At 72.2% G+C, this 22,248-nt stretch carries 16 protein-coding genes; 8 read left to right on the top strand and 8 right to left on the bottom strand.

Annotation, left to right across the window (positions count from 1 at the left end; genetic code table 11):
* The 5 genes from JIG36_RS43745 to JIG36_RS43725 all read right to left on the bottom strand — a co-directional run.
* Positions 1-1,828: class I adenylate-forming enzyme family protein (locus JIG36_RS43745; RefSeq protein ID WP_236049386.1), on the bottom strand; the 1,828-nt coding region annotated here is incomplete at its 3' end.
* The gene (locus JIG36_RS43740; RefSeq protein WP_203382785.1) at positions 1,828-2,562 is read right to left on the bottom strand and encodes a glycosyltransferase family A protein; all 735 of its coding nucleotides are present in this window, start codon (positions 2,560-2,562) and stop codon (positions 1,828-1,830) included. The genes JIG36_RS43745 and JIG36_RS43740, both read right to left, overlap by 1 nt.
* Positions 2,559-3,548 carry a 3-oxoacyl-ACP synthase III family protein gene (locus tag JIG36_RS43735; RefSeq protein WP_203382784.1) on the bottom strand — a complete coding sequence of 330 codons (990 nt, stop codon included), beginning with the start codon at positions 3,546-3,548 and terminating at the stop codon, positions 2,559-2,561. The genes JIG36_RS43740 and JIG36_RS43735 overlap by 4 nt, the downstream gene beginning before the upstream one ends.
* 54 nt (positions 3,549-3,602) lie before the next feature.
* Positions 3,603-5,081 (bottom strand): cation:proton antiporter domain-containing protein, encoded by a 1,479-nt coding sequence (locus JIG36_RS43730; RefSeq protein WP_203382783.1) that lies wholly within the window; start codon positions 5,079-5,081, stop codon positions 3,603-3,605.
* Positions 5,082-5,095: 14 nt separating this feature from the next.
* Entirely contained in the window at positions 5,096-5,326 is a 231-nt protein-coding gene (locus JIG36_RS43725; protein WP_203382782.1) for a cation:proton antiporter regulatory subunit, read from the bottom strand.
* 63 nt (positions 5,327-5,389) lie between these two features.
* Between JIG36_RS43725 and JIG36_RS43720 the strand changes: the two genes are divergently transcribed.
* The 4 genes from JIG36_RS43720 (at position 5,390) to treZ (ending at position 12,576) form a co-directional block, all read left to right on the top strand.
* Positions 5,390-6,295 carry a ketopantoate reductase family protein gene (locus JIG36_RS43720; protein ID WP_203382781.1) on the top strand — a complete coding sequence of 302 codons (906 nt, stop codon included), beginning with the start codon at positions 5,390-5,392 and terminating at the stop codon, positions 6,293-6,295.
* Between the two features lie 172 nt (positions 6,296-6,467).
* Positions 6,468-8,579, top strand: coding sequence for a glycogen debranching protein GlgX (gene glgX, locus JIG36_RS43715; protein ID WP_203382780.1), 2,112 nt, complete (start codon positions 6,468-6,470; stop codon positions 8,577-8,579).
* A 2-nt stretch (positions 8,580-8,581) separates the two neighbouring features.
* Entirely contained in the window at positions 8,582-10,852 is a 2,271-nt protein-coding gene (gene treY, locus JIG36_RS43710; protein ID WP_203382779.1) for a malto-oligosyltrehalose synthase, read from the top strand.
* Entirely contained in the window at positions 10,849-12,576 is a 1,728-nt protein-coding gene (gene treZ / locus JIG36_RS43705) for a malto-oligosyltrehalose trehalohydrolase (protein ID WP_203382778.1), read from the top strand. The genes treY and treZ overlap by 4 nt, the downstream gene beginning before the upstream one ends.
* Here the strand turns inward: treZ and JIG36_RS43700 are convergent.
* Positions 12,567-13,262 carry a hypothetical protein gene (locus JIG36_RS43700; RefSeq protein ID WP_203382777.1) on the bottom strand — a complete coding sequence of 232 codons (696 nt, stop codon included), beginning with the start codon at positions 13,260-13,262 and terminating at the stop codon, positions 12,567-12,569. The two genes, treZ and JIG36_RS43700, sit on opposite strands and share 10 nt — an antisense overlap.
* Before the next feature lie 96 nt (positions 13,263-13,358).
* Here JIG36_RS43700 and JIG36_RS43695 point away from each other — a divergent pair, with 96 nt between their 5' ends.
* From JIG36_RS43695 to JIG36_RS43680, 4 genes are all read left to right on the top strand, one after another.
* Positions 13,359-14,462 (top strand): transporter substrate-binding domain-containing protein, encoded by a 1,104-nt coding sequence (locus JIG36_RS43695; protein WP_203382776.1) that lies wholly within the window; start codon positions 13,359-13,361, stop codon positions 14,460-14,462.
* Positions 14,463-15,485, top strand: a complete 1,023-nt coding sequence (locus tag JIG36_RS43690; protein WP_203382775.1) for a hypothetical protein — start codon at positions 14,463-14,465, stop codon at positions 15,483-15,485. It abuts the gene before it with no gap.
* A 70-nt stretch (positions 15,486-15,555) separates the two neighbouring features.
* Positions 15,556-16,278: a PP2C family protein-serine/threonine phosphatase gene (locus tag JIG36_RS43685; protein WP_203382774.1), complete on the top strand. Its 723-nt coding sequence runs from the start codon at positions 15,556-15,558 to the stop codon at positions 16,276-16,278.
* Positions 16,279-16,338: 60 nt separating this feature from the next.
* The gene (locus tag JIG36_RS43680) at positions 16,339-18,648 is read left to right on the top strand and encodes a putative bifunctional diguanylate cyclase/phosphodiesterase (RefSeq protein ID WP_203382773.1); all 2,310 of its coding nucleotides are present in this window, start codon (positions 16,339-16,341) and stop codon (positions 18,646-18,648) included.
* Between the two features lie 289 nt (positions 18,649-18,937).
* Here JIG36_RS43680 and JIG36_RS43675 read toward each other — a convergent pair whose 3' ends face one another.
* Both JIG36_RS43675 and hrpB read right to left on the bottom strand, forming a co-directional pair.
* Complete coding sequence (locus JIG36_RS43675; RefSeq protein WP_307873151.1) at positions 18,938-19,342, bottom strand: 6-carboxytetrahydropterin synthase; 405 nt, start codon at positions 19,340-19,342, stop codon at positions 18,938-18,940.
* 185 nt (positions 19,343-19,527) lie between these two features.
* On the bottom strand, positions 19,528-22,119 hold the full coding sequence (hrpB, locus tag JIG36_RS43670; protein WP_203382800.1) for an ATP-dependent helicase HrpB: 2,592 nt from the start codon (positions 22,117-22,119) through the stop codon (positions 19,528-19,530).
* Positions 22,120-22,248: the final 129 nt, after the last annotated feature.

Genomic DNA, 22,248 nt, shown 5'->3' with positions numbered 1-22,248 from the left:
CGGACGCTGAGGGGCCGGACGCTGAGGGGCCGGACGCTGAGGGGCCGGACGCTGAGGGGCCGGACGCTGAGGGGCCGGACGCTGAGGGGCCGGACGCTGAGGGGCCGGACGCTGAGGGGCCGGACGCTGAGGGGCCGGACGCCGAGGGGCCGGACGCTGAGGGGCCGGACGCCGAGGGGCTGGACGCTGGCAGGTCGGGAACCGACGGGTCGGGCGGCGGGTCGGCCGGTGCGGGCGGTTCAAGATCCGGCGCGGAGTCAAGATCGCGCTGGCGGGGAAGGGGCCGGAAGGTCACATCGGGCGATTTTCCGCCAACGCCGGATTTATCGGGCTGGTCGTTTTGGGGAGCAGCCGCCACCTCCCCCGCCCGCCCAGGGAGGAGAGTGAGGTTACGCCACCCACGAAAATGGCGCTCCCGGCCTGTGGATAACCGCTTGGCCAGGGCCGACGCCGCCGCGCGGTCCGGTTTCCGCGAACGGCCGGCCAACGGGACCCGCCCGAAGACGACAGCGTCGGGCCGGGCCGACCCCATGCGCTCCAACGGCCCCCGCAACGCCGCCCGCACGTCCCGCTCCGAGTGCCCGTCGGCGACCTGCACCAGCGCCACCACCCGCTCGTCGCCGTCCCCGGCCGGAACGCCGACCAGCAACGCCAGCGAGACCCCGGGCACGTGCAGCGCCGGCTCGTACAGGCCGGGATAGATGTTCTCGGCGTCGCGCAGGATCATGTCCTTGGCGCGTCCGCCGAGCACCACCGTACGGCCGTCGACCCGTCCGATGTCGCCCGTCGCGACCCACTCGAACGGCTCCTCGCCCAGGTAACGGTCGGCCGCGGTCGGACCGCCGAGCAGCAGCTGTCCGTCGTCGTCGACCCGGGCCGACACTCCGGGCAAGAGGTCGCCGACCAGGTCGCCCTCGCCCGCGAACCCGTTCTTGGCGGACGACTCGACCGCGGCGGCCGGGAAGACCTCGGTCAACGCATAGACGCCCCAGGATTCCAGGGCACCGGCCCGCCGTACGGCGGAAAGCAGCGACGCACTCACCGGGGCCGAACCGCTGTAGACGCGGGCGCCGGTGAAGTGGCTGCCCGAGGCGAGCGCGGCGCGCAGCTGGGGCGGGGTCAGATAGACGGCCTGCGGCTTCAAGCGACGGAGGTTGCGGCGGGACGGTGAAGCCACGGGGGCGCCGCTCGCGAGCGACGGCAGCAGCACGAAGAACGTGCCGCCCAGCACCGGCCGGCCGGGTTCGGGCCGCACCAGGTCGCGCACCGCGGTCATGCCGGCCGAGATCGAGGCGCGGGTGTGCACCACCGCGCGTGGCCGGCTCGTCGTACCGGAAGTGAACACCACCACGGCGTCACCTTCACCCTCGTACGGGCGAGGAAGTTGACCTTGCAGGGGGCGCAGGGCCGGCGAACCGGGGAAGCGGCGCCCGACGGTCTTGACCGGAGCGATCGCGCGCAGGTCGGGCAGGGCGAGGTGGGCGCGACGGGCCAGCGGGGCCGCCCAGCTCGCCACCGCCTGCGCCGCGGCATCGGCCAGCACCAGCCGCGGTGACGCCAGGGCCAGGCGGGCGCGCACCACGTCGGGACCGGCGGTCGGGTCGACCACGGCGATCCGCAGACCCAGGTGGTAGGCCGCGAGCAGGGTGGCCAGGGAACGCGCGCCGGGCCGGACCGCCAGGGCCACGGTGTCGCCGGCCTCCAGACCCTCGGCGGCGAGCGCCACGGCATAGCCGCGCACCAGGCGGGCCAGGTCGCCGCGCTTCACGCCGGGCAGGGCAGGCCGGTCGTCGTCCTCACGGAGACCCGCGATGAACTCGGTGAGCATCAGCGCGGGTCCGCCGAGTGCCGGCCGCTGCCGCGGTCGAGGTACCACTTCGCGGTGCCGACCACCCCGTACGCCCGGATCCGACGGGTCGAGTTGGCGACCACCATGTGCCGGCTGTGCACGATGGCGGGGGTGGTGCGCCGCACCCGGTTGAGGAACGTGCGGTCGGTGGGGGAGGGGCGCCGGGGCATGCCGCCGCACGCCTCGTACAGCGCCGCCGTGATCGCCATGTTGTTGCCCGCGTGCATCCGGTAGGGCGCCTTGAACTCGGGGGCCCGATGCGCGGGACGGATCCGGCCGAAGCTCGCCGCCAGCACGACGAGGGTGCGGAAGAACGCGCGTCCGAACGGGCCGTGCTCGTCGCGGCGGGCGGTGATGCGGCCGCACGCGAGTCCGCCGCCGGAGACCAGCGCCGAGCGGGCGGCGGCGACCCAGCCGGGTTCGGGCAGACAGTCGGCGTCCGTACGGGCGAGGAGCACCGCCCCGGCGGCGATGGCGTGCCGGAAGCCGGTGTCGACCGCGCAGCCCACCCCCTTCTCGGGCTCGACCAGCAGGTGGATCGGGAACGGGGCGCGGAAACGGCCGACCACCTCGCGCGTGTCGTCGGTCGAGTTGTTGTCGACCACCAGCAGCGTGAAGTCGGTGTCGGTCTGCGCGGCGAGCGCGTCCAGGGTGGCGCCGATGCGGGCGCCCTCGTTCCAGGCGGGGACGATCACCCACAGCGGCGTGCTCACGAGACCTCCCAGACCATCGTCATCAGGCTCACGCCGCCGCCCAGGCCGATCATCAGCACCCGGTCGCCCGGCCTCAGTTCCTCCCGTACGCGTCCCAGCTGCACCCCGATCGAGGCCGACGCCACGTTTCCCAGCTCGGTGACCGTCACCTCGAGCTTGTCGCGCGGCACCCCGGTGACCGCCACGAAGCGTTCCAGGTAGGGCAGCGTCACCTGGTGCACGAGCACCCTGGCGTAGTCGGACCAGCCCCATCCCGTACGGGCGGCGACCCGCTCGATCAGGCCGGCGCCGATGCGTTCGAAGACCGTCCGCAGTCTCGTACCGTCGCCGGTGAAGTAGGTGTGCTCGACGCTGCGCGGGTGCCGGGAGCCGCCGCCGAAGATGCCGCCGACCTCCCAGTGCTCGGAGTGCGTCTCGGTGTCGACGTCGACGATGCCGCCGGACGCGACCGGCTCGACCAGCACCGCCGCGCCCGCGTCGCCGAACGTGTAACCGGCGAACGCCTCCCGGGCCTGGGACAGCCCGTCCAGACGCGACCGCATCGCCCGGGTCGGGGTCTCGCCGGTCACCACCAGGGCCTTGCGGGCGCGACCGGTCAGGATCATCGAGCGGGCCAGGTCGATGCCGTTGAGGAAGCTGTTGCACGCGTTGGTGACGTCCAGGGCGTGGGCCCGGCTGCCCAGCGCGGCCTGCACGACGTGCGCGGTGGCGGGTTCGGTCATGTCCCGGGTGGCGCTGGCGAACAGCAGCAGGTCGACGTCGAGCGGGTCGGTGCCGGTGTCCGCCAGCACCTTGGTGGCGGCGTCGATCGCCAGGTCGGACGCGTACTCGCCGTCGGCCGCGACCTGCCGCCGGACGATGCCGGTGGTGCGGCGGAACAGCCCGGCCGGCACCGGCAGGCCGTCCGCGACCCGCTGTTGCAGGTCGTCGGTCAGCTCGGTCCGGGCCGGCAGGGCGTACGCGACTCCGGTTATCCCAGCATTCATGCGCGACAGCCTTTCGCGACGGGCGGGTCGCACACGTGAGTACGAGTGCTCAGATCAGGACCGGCTGGAACCGGCCGGCTCCCGGACCAGCGACTGGTCCTCGTAGCAGTACTGCCAGCCGTCGCCGTCCTCGAGCGAGCGGATCAGCGGGTGCCGGCTGTCCTCGTAGTGGGCTGTCGCATGCTTGTTGGTCGAGTCGTCACAGCAGGCCACGTGGCCGCAGACCAGGCACATGCGCAGCTGCACCCAGGTGTCGCCGATCTCGACGCACTCCTTGCACTCGTCCTCGTCGGTCTCGGTGATCTGGATCCGGTCGAGGTGGGTGCAGGCCGTGCTGATCGTCTCCTCGCGGACGTACCGCCAGCGGTCGTGCAGCAGACGGTCGGGGATGACCCGGGCCAGGTATTTCGAGTTGGCCGCCACGATCGGCGCCACCACCGCGAGGATCAGCACGTAGAGCGCGATGAACGGGCCGACCCGCTCGTCCAGCCCGGCGCCGAGGGCCAGCGTGGCCAGGATCAGCGAGAACTCGCCACGGCCGAGCACGGTCAGGCCGACGTTGGCCGCGCCGCGCTGGTTGAGGCCGAACAGCCGGGCCGTGATCAGGCCGGCCGTGACGTTGGTGACGACCGTGATGCCGACCGCGATCAGCACCGGCCAGATCACCGAGCCGATGGCGCCGACGTCGATGCTCAGGCCGAACGCGATGAAGAAGATCGCGGCGAACACGTCGCGCAGCGGCACCGCGATGCGTTCCGCCCGTTCCCGGATCGAGGTGCGGGCCACGACCAGGCCGATCATCAGCGCGCCGATCGCGTCGGAGACGCCGATCTCGGCCGACAGCCCGGCGACCAGCACCACGAGGCCGATCATGATGATCGCGACGATCTCGTCCTCGCGGCTGTCGAGCACCTTGCCGATCCAGCGGGCGCCCCAGCGGGCCACCGCGAACAGCGCGACCAGGTAGCCGAAGCTGATGCCGATGTTGAGGATCAGCTCGCCGGCCGAGCTCGCGCCCTCCAGGATCGGGCTGAGCAGGGCCAGGTAGAACGCCAGGAACAGGTCTTCGATGACGATGATGCCGAGGATGACCGGGGTCTCGGCGTTGGCCAGCCGGCGCATCTCGATCAGCAGCTTGGTGGCGATGGCCGACGATGAGATGCCGACCGCGCCGGCGATCACGAACGCCTCCTTGGTGCCCCAGCCCATCGAGAAGCCGAGGGCCAGGCCGGCCCCGATGTTGATGCCGATGTAGGCCCCGGCCGCCCAGAACAGCCGTTTGCCGCTGCCCAGAACCTGTTCCACCGGGAACTCCAGGCCCAGGTGGAACAGCAGGATGACCAGCCCGAACAGGGCCAGCATGTCAAGGTCTTCGGGGTGGTCGAAGGCGACCGGGCCGCCCGTGCTGGGGCCGAGCAGGATGCCCGCCAGCATGAAGAAGGGAACGGTGGGCAGGCCCATGCGCCGCCCGAAACGGGCGAGCAGGCCGGCCACGAGGATCAGGGCGCCGAGCCCGATGAGGTTCGCGTGCACGTGGTCCGTTCCGCTCAGTCGGTGAAGAAGGTGCCGCCGAGCACGGCACCGATCTTGCGTGCCTGCTCCTCGGTCAGCTCGACGACCGCGGCCGGCTCGTCACTGCGGGAGGTGAAGACGTAGAGGTGGCGCTTGCCGTCGCGGCCCACCACGATCGACACGCGCTCGCCGTTGCTCGAGCGGAGGTCGATGTCGTATCGGGTACCGAGGCCGGGAAGCTCCTGGATGTGAACGCCTTTGCCCATAGCCGCAGATCCTATGGGTCACGCGGGGCCCCTGACCAGGCACGGACGATAGGCTCGGTATCCGTGCGGATACTTGTCGTAGGCGCGGGGGCGACCGGCGGACATTTCGGTGGATTGCTCGCGATCGCCGGTCGAGACGTCACCTTTCTCGTACGGCCGGGGCGCGCGGCCCACCTGGCCGAGCACGGTCTGCGGCTCGACGAGACCACTGTCACACCCCGTACGGTCACCGCGGATCGCCTCGACGGCCCGTACGACCTCGTGCTCCTGGCCGTGAAGAGCTTCCACCTGGAGCAGGCGCTGGCCGACGTCGCGCCCGCCGTGGGCCCCGGCACGGTCGTCGTCCCGCTGCTCAACGGCATGCGGCACGTCGAGCGGATGGTCGCGGCGTTCGGCCGCGAGCGGGCCTGGGGCGGCGTCTGCATGATCCACGCCGACGTGACCCCCGACGGGCGGATCGTCCGGATGACCGGCCTGCAGCGCATCGCGTTCGGGCCGCTGTCCGGCGGGCTGGACGACCCGCGGGTCGCCGCCGTGGCCGAGGCCCTCGGCGGGGCCGGGTTCGACGCGTTCGCGACGCCGACCGTCGTCCAGGACATGTGGGAGAAATGGGTGTTCCTGGCCAGCCTGGGCGCGGCCACCACGCTCATGCGGGCCCCGGTCGGCGACATCAACCGGGCGCCCGGCGGCACGGCGTTCGGAGCGCGGATCGCGGCCGAGTCGATGGCGATCGCCACCGCGGCCGGGCACGCCCCGCGGCCGGGGGCGGTCAAGGTGCTGCGCGACGGCCTTGCCACCGACGAGCGGATGACCTCGTCGATGTACCGCGACATGATGCGCGGTGAGCCGGTCGAGGCCGACGCGATCCTGGGTGACTTCGTGGCCGAGGCGGCCAAGCACGACGTGCCGGTGCCGGCGCTGTCCGCCGCGTACACAAATCTGGCGATTTACGCCAGCCGGCTGGTGTGAGCCATCCCTCGTGCGCGGGGAATGCGGACAGTCATGCGGACGGCTCCGCGGGCATCGGAAAGAATGACGCTCAGGATTGAGACGGCACCCGTGCGGGAATCACACCGCACGCCCGGTGCCGCCCGCTGTGGATCCTCGCAGCGCACCGACGGTCGAGGGGTGGGAGCACGACATGCAGGTTTGGCCTGGTCACCGGTACCCGCTGGGTGCCACGTACGACGGCACGGGCACGAACTTCGCGATCTTCTCCGAGGGGGCCGAGGCGGTCGAGCTGTGCCTGTTCGACCCGTCCGGCAACGAGCGCAAGGTCCAGCTGCACGAGCAGGACGCGTTCGTCTGGCACGCCTACCTGCCCGGAGTCGAGCCTGGTCAGCGCTACGGCTACCGCATGTACGGGCCGTACGACCCGTCCCGCGGGCTGCGTTACAACCCGCACAAGCTGCTGCTCGACCCGTACGCGCGGGCGGTCGACGCCGACATCGACTGGCACCCGGCCATGTACGCGTACGACATGGAGAACCCCGACCAGATGTCCGACCTCGACTCGGCGCCCTACATGGCCAAGGGCGTGGTCGTGAACCCGTACTTCGACTGGGGCAACGACCGCCGGCCGGACATCCCGTACCACCACTCGGTGATCTACGAGACCCACGTCAAGGGTCTCACCGAGCGTCACCCCGAGGTGCCCAAGGACATGCGGGGCAGCTACTCGGCGATCGGCCACCCGGCGATCATCGAGCACCTCAAGAGCCTGGGCGTGACCGCGGTCGAGCTCATGCCGGTGCACCAGTTCGTGCACGACAACCGGCTGCACGACCTCAACCTGCGCAACTACTGGGGCTACAACACGCTCGGCTTCTTCGCGCCCTACCACGGCTATTCGTCGACCGGCACGCTCGGCCAGCAGACCCAGGAGTTCCGGGGGATGGTCAAGGCCCTGCACAAGGCGGGCATGGAGGTGATCCTCGACGTCGTCTACAACCACACCGCCGAGGGCAATCATCTCGGGCCGACGATGAGCCTCAAGGGCATCGACAACCGGACGTACTACCGGCTCGTGGACGACCAGCCGCAGTTCTACATGGACTACACCGGCACCGGGAACAGCCTCAACGTGCGCAGCCCGCAGAGCCTCCAGCTGATCATGGATTCGCTGCGCTACTGGGTCACCGAGATGCACGTGGACGGCTTCCGGTTCGACCTCGCCTCGACCCTGGCCCGCGAGTTCTACGACGTCGACCGGCTCTCCACGTTCTTCGAGGTCGTGCAGCAGGACCCGGTGGTCGGCCAGGTCAAGCTGATCGCCGAGCCCTGGGACGTCGGCCCCGGCGGTTACCAGGTGGGCAACTTCCCGCCCAACTGGACCGAGTGGAACGGCAAGTACCGCGACACCGTACGGGATTTCTGGCGCGGCGAACCGGCCACGCTCGCGGAGTTCGCGTCCCGGATCACCGGCTCGGCCGACCTCTACCAGGACGACGGCCGCAAGCCGTTCCACTCGATCAACTTCGTGACCGCGCACGACGGGTTCACGCTGGGCGACCTGGTCTCGTACAACGACAAGCACAACGAGGCCAACGGCGAGGAGAACCGGGACGGCGAGAGCCACAACCGGTCGTGGAACTGCGGCATCGAGGGGCCGGCGACCGACGCCAAGGTGCTCGAGCTGCGGGCCAAGCAGCGGCGCAACTTCCTGGCCACGCTGATGCTCTCGCAGGGCGTGCCGATGATCTCGCACGGCGACGAGCTGGGCCGCACCCAGCAGGGCAACAACAACGCCTACTGCCAGGACAACGAACTGGCCTGGATCGACTGGGGCAACGCCGACGAGCGGCTGCTCGAGTTCACCCGCAAGCTCACCGCGTTCCGGCACCGTCACCAGGTGTTCCAGCGGCGGCGGTTCTTCACCGGGCTGCCGGTGACCGCCCGCGGCGGCGGCGACCCGCTGCCCGACCTGGAGTGGTTCACCCCCGACGGGCGGCAGATGGCCGGCGACGACTGGGGCAACGACTTCGGGCGGGCGGTCGCGCTGTTCGTCAACGGCGAGGGCATCCGCGAGCGCGGCCAGTACGGCCAGCGGCACGTGGACAGCTCGTTCCTGCTCTTCTTCAACGCCCACGATGCCCCTATCGAGTTCGCCACTCCGCCGGCTGAATACGGCGAGAAGTGGGAAAAGGTCATCGAGACGGCGGAGCCGTCCCCGGATCGCCCGTCGGTCGTCGAGGCCGGCAGCAAGATCTGGGTGCCCGACCGATCGCTCATCGTGCTGGACAGGACGGTCTGACCTTGCTCCCTTCCGGAACCTATCGAGTCCAGGTCCGCCCCGAATTCGACTTGAGAGCCACTGCCGAGCTGGCCGACTACCTGGCCGACCTCGGGGTGAGCCACCTCTACACGGCTCCTCTGCTCACCGCGACTCCTGGTTCCGAGCACGGCTACGACGTCGTCGACCACTCGGCGGTCAACCCGGCGCTGGGTGGCCCGTCCGCTCTTGGTGATCTGTCCGCTTCGCTGAAGAACGCCGGCCTCGGCCTGGTCGTCGACATCGTTCCCAACCACGCCGGGGTGGCGGTGCCGTCCGCCAACCCGACCTGGTGGGACGTCCTGCGCCGGGGTCGCGAGTCGGAGTTCGCCGATTTCTACGACATCGACTGGTCACGCGGCCGGATCCTGCTGCCGACCCTGGCCGACTCGCCCGACGCGCTGGACGACCTGCGGCTCGAGGACGGCGAGCTGCGCTACTACGACAAGCGCTTCCCGATCGCCGACGGCACCGGCGAGGGCACGCCGCTGGAGGTCCACGACCGGCAGCACTACGAGCTGGTCAACTGGCGGCGCGGCGACAGCGAGCTCAACTACCGCCGGTTCTTCTCGATCGTCGACCTGGCCGGGCTGCGGGTCGAGGACCCGAAGGTCTTCGACGCCACCCACGCCGAGATCCTGCGCTGGGTCAACGAGGGCATGGTGCAGGGCCTGCGCGTCGACCACCCGGACGGGCTGCGGGACCCCGGGGCGTACTTCGACCGCCTTCGCCACGCGGCCCCCGAGGCCTGGATCGTGGTCGAGAAGATCCTCGAACCGGGCGAGGAGATGCCGGCCTGGCCCGTGGCCGGAACCACCGGGTACGACGCCCTGGCCGAGGTCGGTGGCGTCTTCGTCGACCCCGGCACCGAGGCCTTCTTCGACACCCTGCAGCACCACCTGACCGGCAGCGAGTTGTCCTGGCAGGACCTGGTGCACGAGACCAAGCACACGGCGGCCACCAAGCTGCTGGCGGCCGAACTGGCCCGCATGGCCCGGCTCGTGCCCGAGGTCGAGGCCGCTCCGCGTGCCCTGGCCGAGCTGGCCGCGTGCTTCCCGGTCTACCGGTCCTACCTGCCGTACGGATCCCGCCAGCTCGCCAAGGCCCGAGCCGAGGCCGGTCGCCGTCGCCCGCAGCTGATCCCCGTGCTCGACCAGCTCCTCGCGCGGCTGCGCAACCCGTCGGACGAGCTGGCCGCCCGGTTCCAGCAGTTCACCGGGGCCGTGATGGCCAAGGGCGTCGAGGACACCGCGTTCTACCGCTGGACCCGGTTCACCGCCCGCAACGAGGTGGGCAACGACCCCACCGACTTCGGCGTCACCCCCGACGAGTTCCACGACGCCAACGAGGAACGCCGCCGCACCTGGCCCGACGCGATGACCTCGCTCTCCACCCACGACACCAAGCGGAGCGAGGACGTACGGGCCCGGCTCGCCGTTCTCTCCGAGGTGCCCGGGGACTGGACCGAGGTGGTGCGCCGCTGGGTGCGCATCGCCCCGCTGCCCGACCCGGCCCTCGCGCACCTCGTGTGGCAGGCCGCGGTCGGCGCCTGGCCGTTGTCGCGGGAGAGGCTTCAGGCGTACGCGCTCAAGGCCGCCAAGGAGGCCGCCAGCGCGACCAGCTGGACCCAGCCCGACGAGGGTTTCGAGACGGCGCTGCGCGCGATGGTCGACCGGATCTACGACGACCCGGCCCTGCACCGCGAGGTCGCCGACTTCGCCGCGTCGATCACGCCGCCCGGCTGGGTCAACTCGCTCGGCCAGAAGGTCGTCCAGCTGACCATGCCCGGCGTGCCCGACGTCTATCAGGGCAGCGAGCTCTGGGACTTCTCGCTGGTCGACCCGGACAACCGCCGCCCGGTCGACTTCGCCGCCCGCCGCGAGCTGCTGGCCCGCATCGACGACGGCTGGCTGCCGCCGGTGGACGAGACCGGCGCGGCCAAACTGCTCGTCACCAGCCGCGCCCTGCGCCTGCGCCGGCAGCGTCCGGAACTGTTCGCGGGCTACCGGCCGGTCTTCGCCGAGGGGCGGGTCGGCGAACACCTGCTGGGCTTCGACCGCGGCGGCGCCGTGACGATCGCCACCCGGCTGCCGGTCGGATTGTCACGCCACGGCGGCTGGGGCGACACCGAAGTTTCACTCGACGGTCACAGCTGGACGGAAGTGTTCACGAATACCAGCTACGGCGGGAACCGCCTCTCGGTGGCCGAGCTCCTGCGTACGTACCCCGTCGCTCTCCTGGTGAAAGAGAAATGACGTTTTTTGAGGTGTGGGCTCCGGAGAAGACCGTTCGTCTCTCGGTGGCCGGAAAGGTCCTGGACATGGAACGCGCCGCGGACGGGTGGTGGCGCCTCGACGTGCCGGACGCCGGCCCCGGCGCCGACTACTCGTACGTGCTGGAGGGTGAGGAGCGGCCCGACCCGCGGTCGCCCTGGCAGCCCGAGGGGGTGCACGGGCCGAGCCGGGTCTACGACCACTCGGCCTTCGCGTGGACCGACCAGGCCTGGACCGGGCGCCAACTGCCCGGCGCGGTGCTCTACGAGATGCACGTCGGCACGTTCACGCCCGCGGGCACCTTCGACTCCGCCATCGAGCGCCTCGACCACCTCGTCGACCTCGGCGTCGACCTGGTCGAGCTGCTGCCGGTCGGCTCGTTCAACGGCGAGTACAACTGGGGTTACGACGGCGTCGCCTGGTTCGCGCCCCACGAGGCGTACGGCGGTCCCGACGGGCTCAAGCGCTTCGTCGACGCCGCCCACGAGCGGGGCCTGGGCGTGGTGCTCGACGTGGTCTACAACCACTTCGGCCCGTCCGGCGCGTACGCCCCGATGTTCGCGCCCTACCTGAGCCAGGCCGGTGCGAACCCGTGGGGCTCCTCGGTCAACCTGGACGGGCCGGGCGCCGACCAGGTGCGCCGCTACATCGTCGACAACGTGCTGATGTGGCTGCGCGACTACCACATCGACGGGCTGCGGCTCGACGCCGTGCACGCGCTGGCCGACCACTCGGCGATCCACCTGCTCGAGCAGATGGCGGTCGAGGTCGAGTCGCTGTCGGCCCACCTCGGGCGGCCGCTGTCGCTGATCGCCGAGTCCGACCTCAACGACCCCAAGCTGATCACGCCGCGCGAGGCCGGAGGCTACGGGCTGAACGCCCAGTGGGACGACGACATCCACCACGTGCTGCACGCGCTGCTGACCGGCGAGCGGCAGGGCTACTACGGCGACTTCGGCTCGCTGGAGTCGCTCGAGACGGTGCTGACCGGGGCCTTCTTCCACGCCGGCACCTACTCCAGCTTCCGGGGACGCCGCCACGGACGGCCGGTGGACCGGACCCGTACGCCGGGACATCGGTTTGTGGCCTTCCTGCAGGACCACGACCAGATCGGCAACCGCGCGATCGGCGACCGGATCTCGGCCACGCTCTCGCCCGGGCTGCTCAAGGTCGGGGCCACGCTGCTGCTGACCTCGCCGTTCACGCCGATGCTGTTCATGGGCGAGGAGTGGGCGGCCAGCAGTCCCTGGCAGTTCTTCACCAGCCACCCCGAGCCCGAGCTGGCGGCGGCGGTGCAGAACGGGCGGCGGCGCGAGTTCGCGGCCCACGGCTGGGCCGAGGCCGAGGTGCCCGACCCGCAGGACCCCGAGACGTTCCGGCGGTCCAAGCTGGACTGGGCCGAGCTGGGCAAGCCGGGGCACGCCGAGATCCTCGACCTCTACAAGAAGCTGATCGCGCTGCGGCGGGCCCGGCCCGAGCTGACCGACCCGTGGCTCGACCAGGTCGAGGTCTGGCACGGCGACCAGCACCTGGTGATGCGTCGCGGCCACACCGCGGTGGCGGTCAACCTGGCGCCCGCGCCACAGACGGTCTCGCTGCGTGACGTGCCGTCCAAGGTGCTGCTGGCCACCTCCGAGGGCGTCGTGCTGCAGCGCGACCGCGTCGAGCTGCCCCCGGAGACGGCGGTCGTCGTCGCCTACCGCTGAGCGGCGGTCCTCTCGACGGCGCCGGGTGCCGGGTCGGCCGGCCGGGCCCCGCGCCACCGCTGACTGAGGCGGTAGGCCAGAGCCCGTGTGCCGTGGATCGCGCCGGTCGGATGCAGGTCGGGGGCGGTGTTCCGGATCGGGTCGAACGCGAGCTCGGCGTCCGTACGGGCGGGGAGCGCGCGTCCGAAGCCGACCCGGCCGAACGGACGGTCGTCGGCGAACAGGAGGATCCGGCCCTCCGCGATCGTGGCGAGATCGGCGCCCAGCGGCTCGTCGGGACGGGCGGCCAGATAGATCTTGCGTCGGGTGCCGGTGCGGTAGGCCAGGATCGAGCCGTACAGGGTGTCGAACGTGCGCCGCGGCACCGGCAGGTGACGGGAGATCCGGCCCTGTCCGCACGTCGACAGCAGCAGGTCGAGGTCGCGCTCGTCGCCGTGCACGCGGACGGCCAGGCCGAGCACGTCAGCGCGGCCGGGCCGGGTGCCGCCGCCCTTGGAGATCCGCACCGTGACCCGGTGCCGGCCCGGCCGGTCGATCAGGTCCGCGCCCGTGCGCAGACCCCACACCTCGAGCTCGCCGGGGAACGAGCGGCCGTCCGGGTGCAGGAAGCGCCGGTGTCGTGAACGGACGATCCGGACGCCCAGCGCGGTCGCGAGCGCGGCGCCGGCGACGACGGTCAATCTCATGACGCCCGCGTACCCCGCGGCGGGCGGGTGAATCCGCCCCCGGACGGGGTTCCCGGGTAGCCCGGCCGTGACATTCATGCGGCACGATTGGCGCCCATGAGTTCCGATCGCCGTTTCGCGTGGCCGGTGCGACGGCGTACCCCAGCCGGTCCGGAAGGCACCGCCGAAGACATCGCGGTGCAGGACGTCGCCGAGCGGGAGGCGGCCGACCGCCGGCTGCCCCCGCCCGACCCGGAGCCGCTGGTCGACCCGCCGCCCCGCTTCAACCTGGCCATGTTCCGGCTGGCCGCGCTCGGGCTGGCCCTGGTGCTGGCGCTCGGGCTGGCCGTCGTGCGCGTGTTCGGCGGCGGGCCGCCCTCGGTGGCCGAGCTGCGGGCGCAGTCCGGCGTGGACACCTGGACCGTGCTGCCGATCGGGGTCAAGGACGATCAGCCCGGTACGGCGTATCGCGACGTCAACGGCCGGTGGACCGGCTTCGACGTCGACATCGCGTACATGATCGCCGAGGATCTGGGTTTCCGCCGCGACGACGTGCGGTTCTACGGGATGGAGAGCGAGGACCGCGCCCGCATGCAGGCGGTCGACCTTTCGGGCAAGCGGGTGCCGGTCAAGATGGTGATCGCCAGCTACAGCATCACCGCCGAGCGCGAGGCGCGTAAGGACGTCACCTTCTCGGAGCCCTACCTGTTCACCGAGCAGTCCGTGCTCACCCTGACCGGCAAGCACAAGCCGGTCTCCACCCTGCGCGACCTCAAGGGCGAGCAGGTCTGCTCACTCTCGACCGCGACCAGCGCGAGCGCCCTCGTGACGGCCGGGGCCGACGTCGTCAGCCGCAACCGGATGCGTGAGTGCATCGAAGACCTGCGGGCCGGGCGCGTGACGGCGGTTTCCACCGACGCGGCGATCCTCGCGGGTTTCAAGGCGAAGTACCCCAAGGAGTTCGACCACTGGGACATGGGCATCGACGCGACCGAGGCGTACGGGGTGAACGTCGGTGAGAACGAGGCGCTCAAGAAACTGGTCGACCTGACGCTCTACCGCTCCTACTACGAACCGGCCGACGACCGCTGGGAACGCGCCTACCAGGCGAACCTGCAGTCCGAGGCGTCGGCCAACGGCAAGACGCCGATCGCGGTGGCGACCCAGCCCCGGCCCGACCGGCCGGACATCCGCGAGCTGCCGTGGGAGGACGTGTTCTAGATGACCGACGTCTTCACCAAGGGCGGCCCGATCGCGCCCCGCCGGCGCCGCGCCCAGCTCAACTGGCTGCTCACCGTGCTGCCGGCGTTCCCACTGGTGCTGCTCGTGCTGCGACTGTGGTACCTGAGCCGGCAGGACCTGCCCACGATGCTGCTGCTGGTGCAGTACATCTCGCCGCTCGGCATGATCAGCGCGTTGTTCATCACGCTGATCTGGACCATCCCCGCGGTCATCCTGGTGCTCCGGCTGCTCGGCGGCATCCTGCTGGTCAGCACCCCCGACGACGCCGGCCGCTCGCTGCTGGCGGTCACCGCGCTGCGGATGCCCGACTGGGTGGTGCTGCTGGCCGCGATGCTGGCCGGCTTCACCTGGCAGCTGCGGCTGCTGCCCACCCTGGTCATGCTGGTCGTCGCGATCCTCGGACTGACCGGGGCCCAGCGGTTCCGCGGCGAGCGCTGGCTGATGGTCTGGATCACGCTGGGGGTGCCGATCCTTGTCGGCGCGCTGGTGCTGATCTTCGTGTGGCCGGGCATCACCGAGGCGCTGCGCACCGGCGAACACTCGACGGCGCTGCTGCTCGGGGTGCCGCCGCTGCTCGGGCCGCTGCTCACCGGGCCGGTGCCGCCGTGGTCGGCCCGGCTCGCCACGCACTGGCCCGCGGTCGGGGCGGCCCTGGTGGCGCCGCTGGTGATCGGCGTGGTCTTCCTGCGTGCGCCGGTCCTGCCGAACAGCGCCGTCGAGGTCGGGCCGGAAGGGGGCAAGCTGACCGTCGTACGCGGGCAGTTGATCAGTGTGGATGACACGTCGACGACTGTGTTGCGGAGCGGCGGGCAGGTAACGTTCCTCCCCAACGACCAAGTACGTTCCAAGACCCTCTGCCCCGAGCCCGTACGCCCGCCGGAAAGCGCCGTCGCGGTCCGGGGATGGCCCTTGTCCGACTCGGTGCTTTCCTGGATCGCACCGACACGCCGTGTGACGGAGGTCGATCCCCGATGCCTCGGCCGTCCCCTGAAGCCCAGGTGAGATGCTTTTCCGACGACGCGCCGCCGACCGCGTGCAGACAGGGTTGCGATGATCTGGGAAGCTGCACGCCATGACCTTGCACCTGCGGTGGGCCGCCGGCACCGATCAAGGACATGTCCGGAGCAACAACGAGGACTGTTACTTCGCCGGTGACCGCCTCCTCGTCGTCGCTGACGGCATGGGTGGGATGGCCGCCGGTGACCTCGCGAGCCGGCTCGCCATCGAGGCGATGACGCCGCTCGACGCCCCGATCGAGAACGACCAGCAGATGGACGCGCTGCACAAGGCGCTCGAGGTCGCGAACGGCCGGATCGCCGAGCAGGTCGAGGCCGACAACTCGCTCCAGGGCATGGGCACCACGCTCACCGCGGTCATCTTCTCGGGCACCCGCGCGGCCATGGCCCACGTCGGCGACTCCCGGGCCTACCTTCTGCGCGACGGCCGGCTCAACCAGCTGACCAAGGACGACACGTACGTCCAGATGCTCGTCGACCAGGGCCTGATCCGCCCCGACGAGGCCGCCGGGCACCCGCGCCGCTCGGTCGTCACGCGCGTGCTGCAGGGCGAACCGGTCAGCCCGGCCTACGTGATCGTCGAACCGGAGCCGGGCGACCGCTGGATGCTGTGCAGCGACGGCCTGACCGCCGTGGTCACCAACGAGACCATCGAGCAGGAGATGCTCGCCGCCGAAGACCCGAAGTCGTGCTGCGAGCGGCTGATCGACCTGGCCCTGCGGGGTGGCGGCCCCGACAACGTGACCGTGATTGTCGCCGATCTGACAGCCGGGGACTGAGCACTCTTCGTCTCGCCCGCCACTGCGGTAGGTTACCCGCGGCATGTATGGGTGGTGATGATGACGGCGCGACTCCTCGTCACGCTGGCGATCGTCCTGGGGGTGACCGCGCTCGGCGAGTTCGCCGGGTCGCAGCAGTGGCAGATCTACGCGGACGCCGCGCAACTGGTCGTGGGCACGGCCGCGGCGTTGATCTGCTTCGCCACGGCCCGCAGCCGCACCGGGCTGCAACGCCGCTGGCGGATCATCGTCGGCGTCGGACTGGCCGGCTGGGCGCTGAACCGGCTCTGGTGGCTGCTGCAGGACATCGTCGTACCCGACCGGACGCTCACGATGATGTCCGACGTCGGGTTCTTCATCCTGCCCGCGGCACTGCTGGCCGGTCTGCTGGTGGCGCCCTACACCCGCCCGCGCTCGGTGCCCACCTCGGCCGGCCGCGACCAGATCGCCCTGATCATCGACAGCGTGCTCATCGCGGGCTCGCTGCTCGCGCTGGCCTATTCGGTGGTCCCGCGTGACTGGTTCCGCTGGGACGCGCAGCCCACGTCGCTGATCGTGGCCGCCGCCACCTATCCGATCGCCGACCTGGTGCTGGCCACCATGGTCGTGCTCCTGCTGCTGACCCGGCCCGACTCGCGCGCCGCCCGCAAGCCCCTGGCGCTGGCCGGCGCCGCCATCGTCGCGTTCGGCGTCACCGACACACTGCGGCTGGTGCAGCTGGCCGACGGGCCCCTGCCACCGTGGCAGTCGGCCGGGCACCTGCTCGGCCCCGCGCTGCTCGCGGTCGCGGCGCTCAGCTCACCGTCGGCGCGCTCCCAGGCCCCGGCCGACACGGATGAACGCGAATGGCTGCACCTGCTGCTCCCGTACGTGCCGGTGACCGCGACCGGCGTCATGATCGCGATCAACACCGGGGCCGGCAACCCGCTCTCGCCGTTCGAGGCCTACCTGGGCTGGCTCGGCCTGGGCCTGGTCGTGGCCCGCCAGATGTTCACCATCGTCGACAACACCGTGCTGCTCGACCGGGTGTCGGAGGGGCAGCGGCGCCTGCACCATCAGGCATACCACGACCCGCTCACCGGCCTGGCCAACCGCGCGCTGTTCCGGGAAAGGCTCACCGGCGCGCTCGGCACCCGGCCGGTCGCCGTGCTCTTCGCCGACCTCGACGACTTCAAGCTCATCAACGACAGCTTCGGCCACGCGATGGGCGACCGGGTGCTGCGGGCGATCGCCGAACGCATGCAGCGTTGCGTCTCACCCGACGACCTGGTGGCCCGCCTCGGCGGCGACGAGTTCGCGGTGCTGCTCGACCACACCCCGGCCGACGCCGAACCCACCGGCCACCGCATCCTGGGCGCCCTGCGCGAACCGTTCACGATCGACGGCCACACGATGGTGGTGGGCGCGAGCATCGGCCTGGTCGTGTCCGAGCCCGGCGAGCCCATGACGGCGGACGCGCTGCTGCGCCGGGCCGACGCCGCGATGTATTCGAGCAAGCGCCGCGGCAAGGGCGCGCTGGCCCGCTACTCCGGCGCCCACGACGGCGGCCCGAACGCCGACCTGCCCCACCTGCTGGCCGAGGCGCTGGCCGTGGGTCGTCCCGCGGCGGCCGGTTTCGAGGTCTTCTACCAGCCGATCGTCCGCTTCAGCGACGGCGCGACGGTCGCGGTCGAGGCCCTGGCCCGGTGGACGTCACCGGTGGCCGGCACCGTGCACCCCGACGTGTTCGTGTCGGTCGCCGAACGCACCGGCCTGGTGGCCGCCATCGACGACTTCGTGCTGGGCCAGGCCTGCACCGACGCGACCACCCTGGCGGCGATCTACGGCCGCCCGATCGACGTGCACGTCAACGTGTCGGCGGCCCGCCTGGGCCAGGCCGGCCTGGAGGAGTCGGTGGTCGGTGCCCTGGCCCGCAGCGGCATGCCGGCCTCCCGCCTGGTCCTGGAGATCACCGAAACCCGCCGCATCCAGGACATCACCATCGCGGCCACGGTGGTGTCGAGGTTGCGGGCCCACGGTGTGCGGATCGCCCTGGACGACTTCGGAAGCGGCTACAACGCCCTGGCCCAGCTCCACTCCCTGCCGGTCGACATCGTGAAGCTCGACTCCACCCTCACGGACGTCGACATCGCCCCCGACCGGGCCGAGGCGCTGTGCCGTTCGGTGCTGGCGATCTGCACCGACCTGAACATCGTGGTCGTGGCCGAGGGGATCGAGACGCCGTCCCGGGCGCACGCCCTGGCCCGGGTCGGGTGCCCGCTGGGGCAGGGTTATCTGTTCGGCCAGCCCGGGCCGTTGCACCGTTTGCAGCAGCCCACGCTGCCGTCGCAGCACACGCCCCCTTCTTCGGCCGCCCACCTAGCCTCCTAGGAAGCCCCGCCCGCCCGTCTCCGCCGCCCGCCCGTCTCCGCCGCCCGCCCGTCTCCGCCGCCCGCCCGTCTCCGCCGCCCGCCCGTCTCCGCCGCCCGCCCGTCTCCGCCGCGGCGCGGATCGCTCGGCTGGTCTGTCGTGGCGCGGATCGCTCGTCGTCGGCTGTCGCCCGCGCGATGGCGAGGCCGCTCGCTCCGCGGCTGGTCGCGCTGGCTCGCCCGTTTCTCGCGACGCCCTCTTGCTCGGCGGGCGCGGCGCGCTCAGCGATGGGCCCGCCGGTTGTGGCGCTTCAGCGGATGCCGGTTCGATGGCGCGGCGGCGGGACGTATCGCGTAGTGACGCCGAAGTCGACGTCCCGGATCTCGACGTACGCGAGCTGCGGGAGCCGTGCCGCGAGTCGGGCGTGCAGGTGGCGGGCGACGAGTTCGAACGTCGGCCGGAACTCGAAGACCTCGGTCCACGGCCGCCCCTCCAGCTCGGCGCAGCACTCCGCGAGCTCAGCGGCCGCCGCGTCGGTGTCGAAGAACCATCCACGCGGGGTCAGCTGCTCGTCCTCGAACGCGACCGCCACCCGCACGATCACCTCGACTCCCTCACCGGACGCCAGACGCGACAGCCCCCGCTCGGCCCGCACCGGCGACGGCAGTCCCTGCACCGCCCGGAACCGGTGCTCCACCTCAACCAGATAGCTCACGCCCACTCCCGTCGTCCCGTCGAGAACCATTCACCCGCGTCGGCCCCTCCAGCTCCCCGTGCCGTCGCATCCCACTCGCCCGCGCCGACCCCCTCAAGCTCCCGTCCCGTTGCGAGCTCACTCGCCCGCGCGTGGCCCACATTTCGTGGCCTGCTGTCGAGGCTGTGGGGCCGGGCGGTTCGTGCTCATCTCGAGCGGGGTTTCGCTCGGCGGGTGGGCTCGGCGGTGGTCGGGTCTTCGGGCCAGGGGTGGCGTGGGTAGCGGCCGCGCAGCTCGGCTCTGACCTGTGGGTAGCCCTGCTGCCAGAACGACGCGAGGTCGCGGGTGACGGCGACCGGGCGGCCGGCGGGCGAGAGCAGGTGGAGCAGGACCGGGACGCGTCCGTCGGCCAGACGCGGGGCGTCGCGCCAGCCGAAGGCCTCCTGGACCTTGACGGCCAGCACCGGCGACTCCGGATCGGTGTAGTCGACCCGGACCCGGGAACCGCTCGGCACCGGCAGGCGTTCCGGGGCGACCTCGTCGAGCCGGCCGGCCACCGACCACGGCAGCAGGCGGCGCAGACCGGCGGCGACGTCGACGCGGGCCAGCTCGGAGCGGCGGCGGGCCGTACCCAGGTCGAGCCAGTCGTCGGCCCGGGCCAGCAGGGCCTCGTCGCTGACGTCGGGCCACGGGTCACCCAGTGTGGCGTGCGCGAAGGCGAGCCGCTCGCGCAGTTCGTTCGCCGCCCGCGACCAGGTCAGCAGGCCCAGCCCCTCGCGGCGCAGCCCCTCCAGGAGCGCGGCCCGCACGAGCGCGGGATCAGGATCGGCGATCCGGCGCTCCACCAGCGTGATCGCCCCCAGCCGGCGAACCGTGCGCGCGACCACGTCGCCGTCCACCCAGCCGATCTCGGTGGTGTCGCCGAGCAACGTCGCCGCCGCCTCGACCGCGGTCGCCTCGTCCAACGGCACCGCGGCCCTGATCCGGGCGGTGCGGGCCCCGGCCGTACGGTCGGCCGAAGCGATGGCCAGCCACTCGACCCCGGCCAGCCCACTGCCCGGCCCGAGATCGGCGGCCGTGCCCCCGGCCATCAGATAGGCCCGGCCGCCCGCTTCCCGGACCCGAGCCACCCGCTCCGGATAGGCCAGCCCCACCACGAGCCCAGCCGCCAGATCGTCCGGCAGCCCGCCGCCGCCCTCACGCGTGGTCGCGCCGCCCCCACGCGTGGTCGCGCTGCCCTCGCGCGTGGCCGCGCGGCCGCCCCCGGGCGAGGGCGGGTCGGCGGCGTCCAGGGCTGCGGCGGCGTCGGTCACGTCGGGGACGGTTTCGTCGGCGGGGTTGCGGTGGAGGGCGGCGGTCAGGCGGCCGACCTCTGTGCGCCAGGCGGGGTCTCGGCTGCCCCGCGCGCGGCGCCACGCGGCGGTGAGGTCGTCGGCTGCGGCCCGGTCGTCGTCGAGCAGGGCCACGATCTCGGCCGCCCGGCGGGCGCCCACCAGGGGAGCGCCGTCGAGCAGGGCGCGCGCGAGGCGGGGGTGCAGGCCGGCGTCGGCCAAAGCGCGGCCCCTGGGCGTGACGCGGCCCTCGACGTCGACGGCGCCCAGGTCGCGCAGCGTGGACACCGCCGACTGGAGGGCGCCGGGTGGGGGCTGGTCGGGCAGGGACAGACCGCTGCCGTCGGGGTGGCCCCACAGCGCCAGATCGAGCGCGAAACCGGTCAGGTCGGCGGCGGCGATCTCGGGCTCGGGCTGGGCCGGCAGGCGGTCGTGCTGGGCGGGGGACCAGCAGCGGTAGACCCGGCCGGGGGCCTCGCGACCCGCCCGGCCGGCCCGTTGGACGGCGGCCGCCCGCGAGACCGCGACCGTGGCCAGGGCGCCCAGGCCGCGGGCGTGGTCCATGCGGGGGACCCGGCTCAGGCCCGCGTCGACCACGGCCCGCACACCGGGGACGGTCAGGCTGCTCTCGGCCACCGCCGTCGCCAGGACCACGCGGCGGCGCGGGCCGGGGCGCAGCGCCGCGTCCTGCACCGCGCCGGGCTGGCGGCCGTGCAACGGGATCACCTCGGCGTCGACCCCGCCCAGGCGGCCGGCCACCGTGTCGATCTCGCGGGCGCCGGGCAGGAACACCAGCACGTCACCCTCGCCCTCGGCCAGGGCCCGGCGGGTCGTGGCGGCCACGTGGTCGAGCAGGCGGGGGTCGACCCGCAGGCCCAGCGGCGGCGCGATCGGGCCGGACGGGGGCGCCCAGATCTCTTCGACCGGAAACGTGCGGGCGGTGGCCGTCACCACGGGGGCGGCGCCCAGCACCTCGGACAGGCGCCCGGCGTCGGCCGTGGCCGAGGTGGCCAGCAGACCCAGGTCGGGGCGCAGGGCGGCCCGCACCTCGATCAGGAACGCCAGCGCGAGGTCGGTGTCGAGGTGGCGCTCGTGGCACTCGTCGAGGACCACGACCGAGGTGCCGGCCAGCTCGGGGTCGCGTTGAAGACGGCGTACGAGGACTCCGGTCGTCACCACCTCGACCCGGGTGGCCCGGGAGACCTGGCGGTCGCCACGCACCGTGTAACCCACCCGGCCACCGGGCTTCTCACCCAGCAGCGCGGCCATGCGGCGGGCGGCGGCCCGGGCGGCCAGGCGGCGCGGCTCGGCCACGACGACGCGACCGCTCAGCGCGAGCGGCACCAGCGTCGTCTTGCCCGTGCCGGGCGGCGCCACCAGCACCGCCGAGCCGTCGCCGGACAGCGCCTCTCGGACCCGCGGGAGCACCGGGCGGATCGGAAGGTCGGGCAGGGCGTCGTCGGCGATGAGCACGCGACCATCCTGGCTCACGGGTCCGACAGTTCGCTGCGGGCCTGTGGACAGCCGGCCGGTTGTCCACAGGCCAGGAAATTGTCGGCGGGCCGTGGCAAGGTGTCCTCGGCCGGGAAACCGGAC

Origin of the sequence: Paractinoplanes ovalisporus, from assembly GCF_016834655.1 — a bacterium.
Classification (GTDB): domain Bacteria; phylum Actinomycetota; class Actinomycetes; order Mycobacteriales; family Micromonosporaceae; genus Actinoplanes; species Actinoplanes ovalisporus.
Note: the sequence above shows the minus strand (reverse complement) of the source record. Positions and strands in the feature narration are given on the sequence as shown.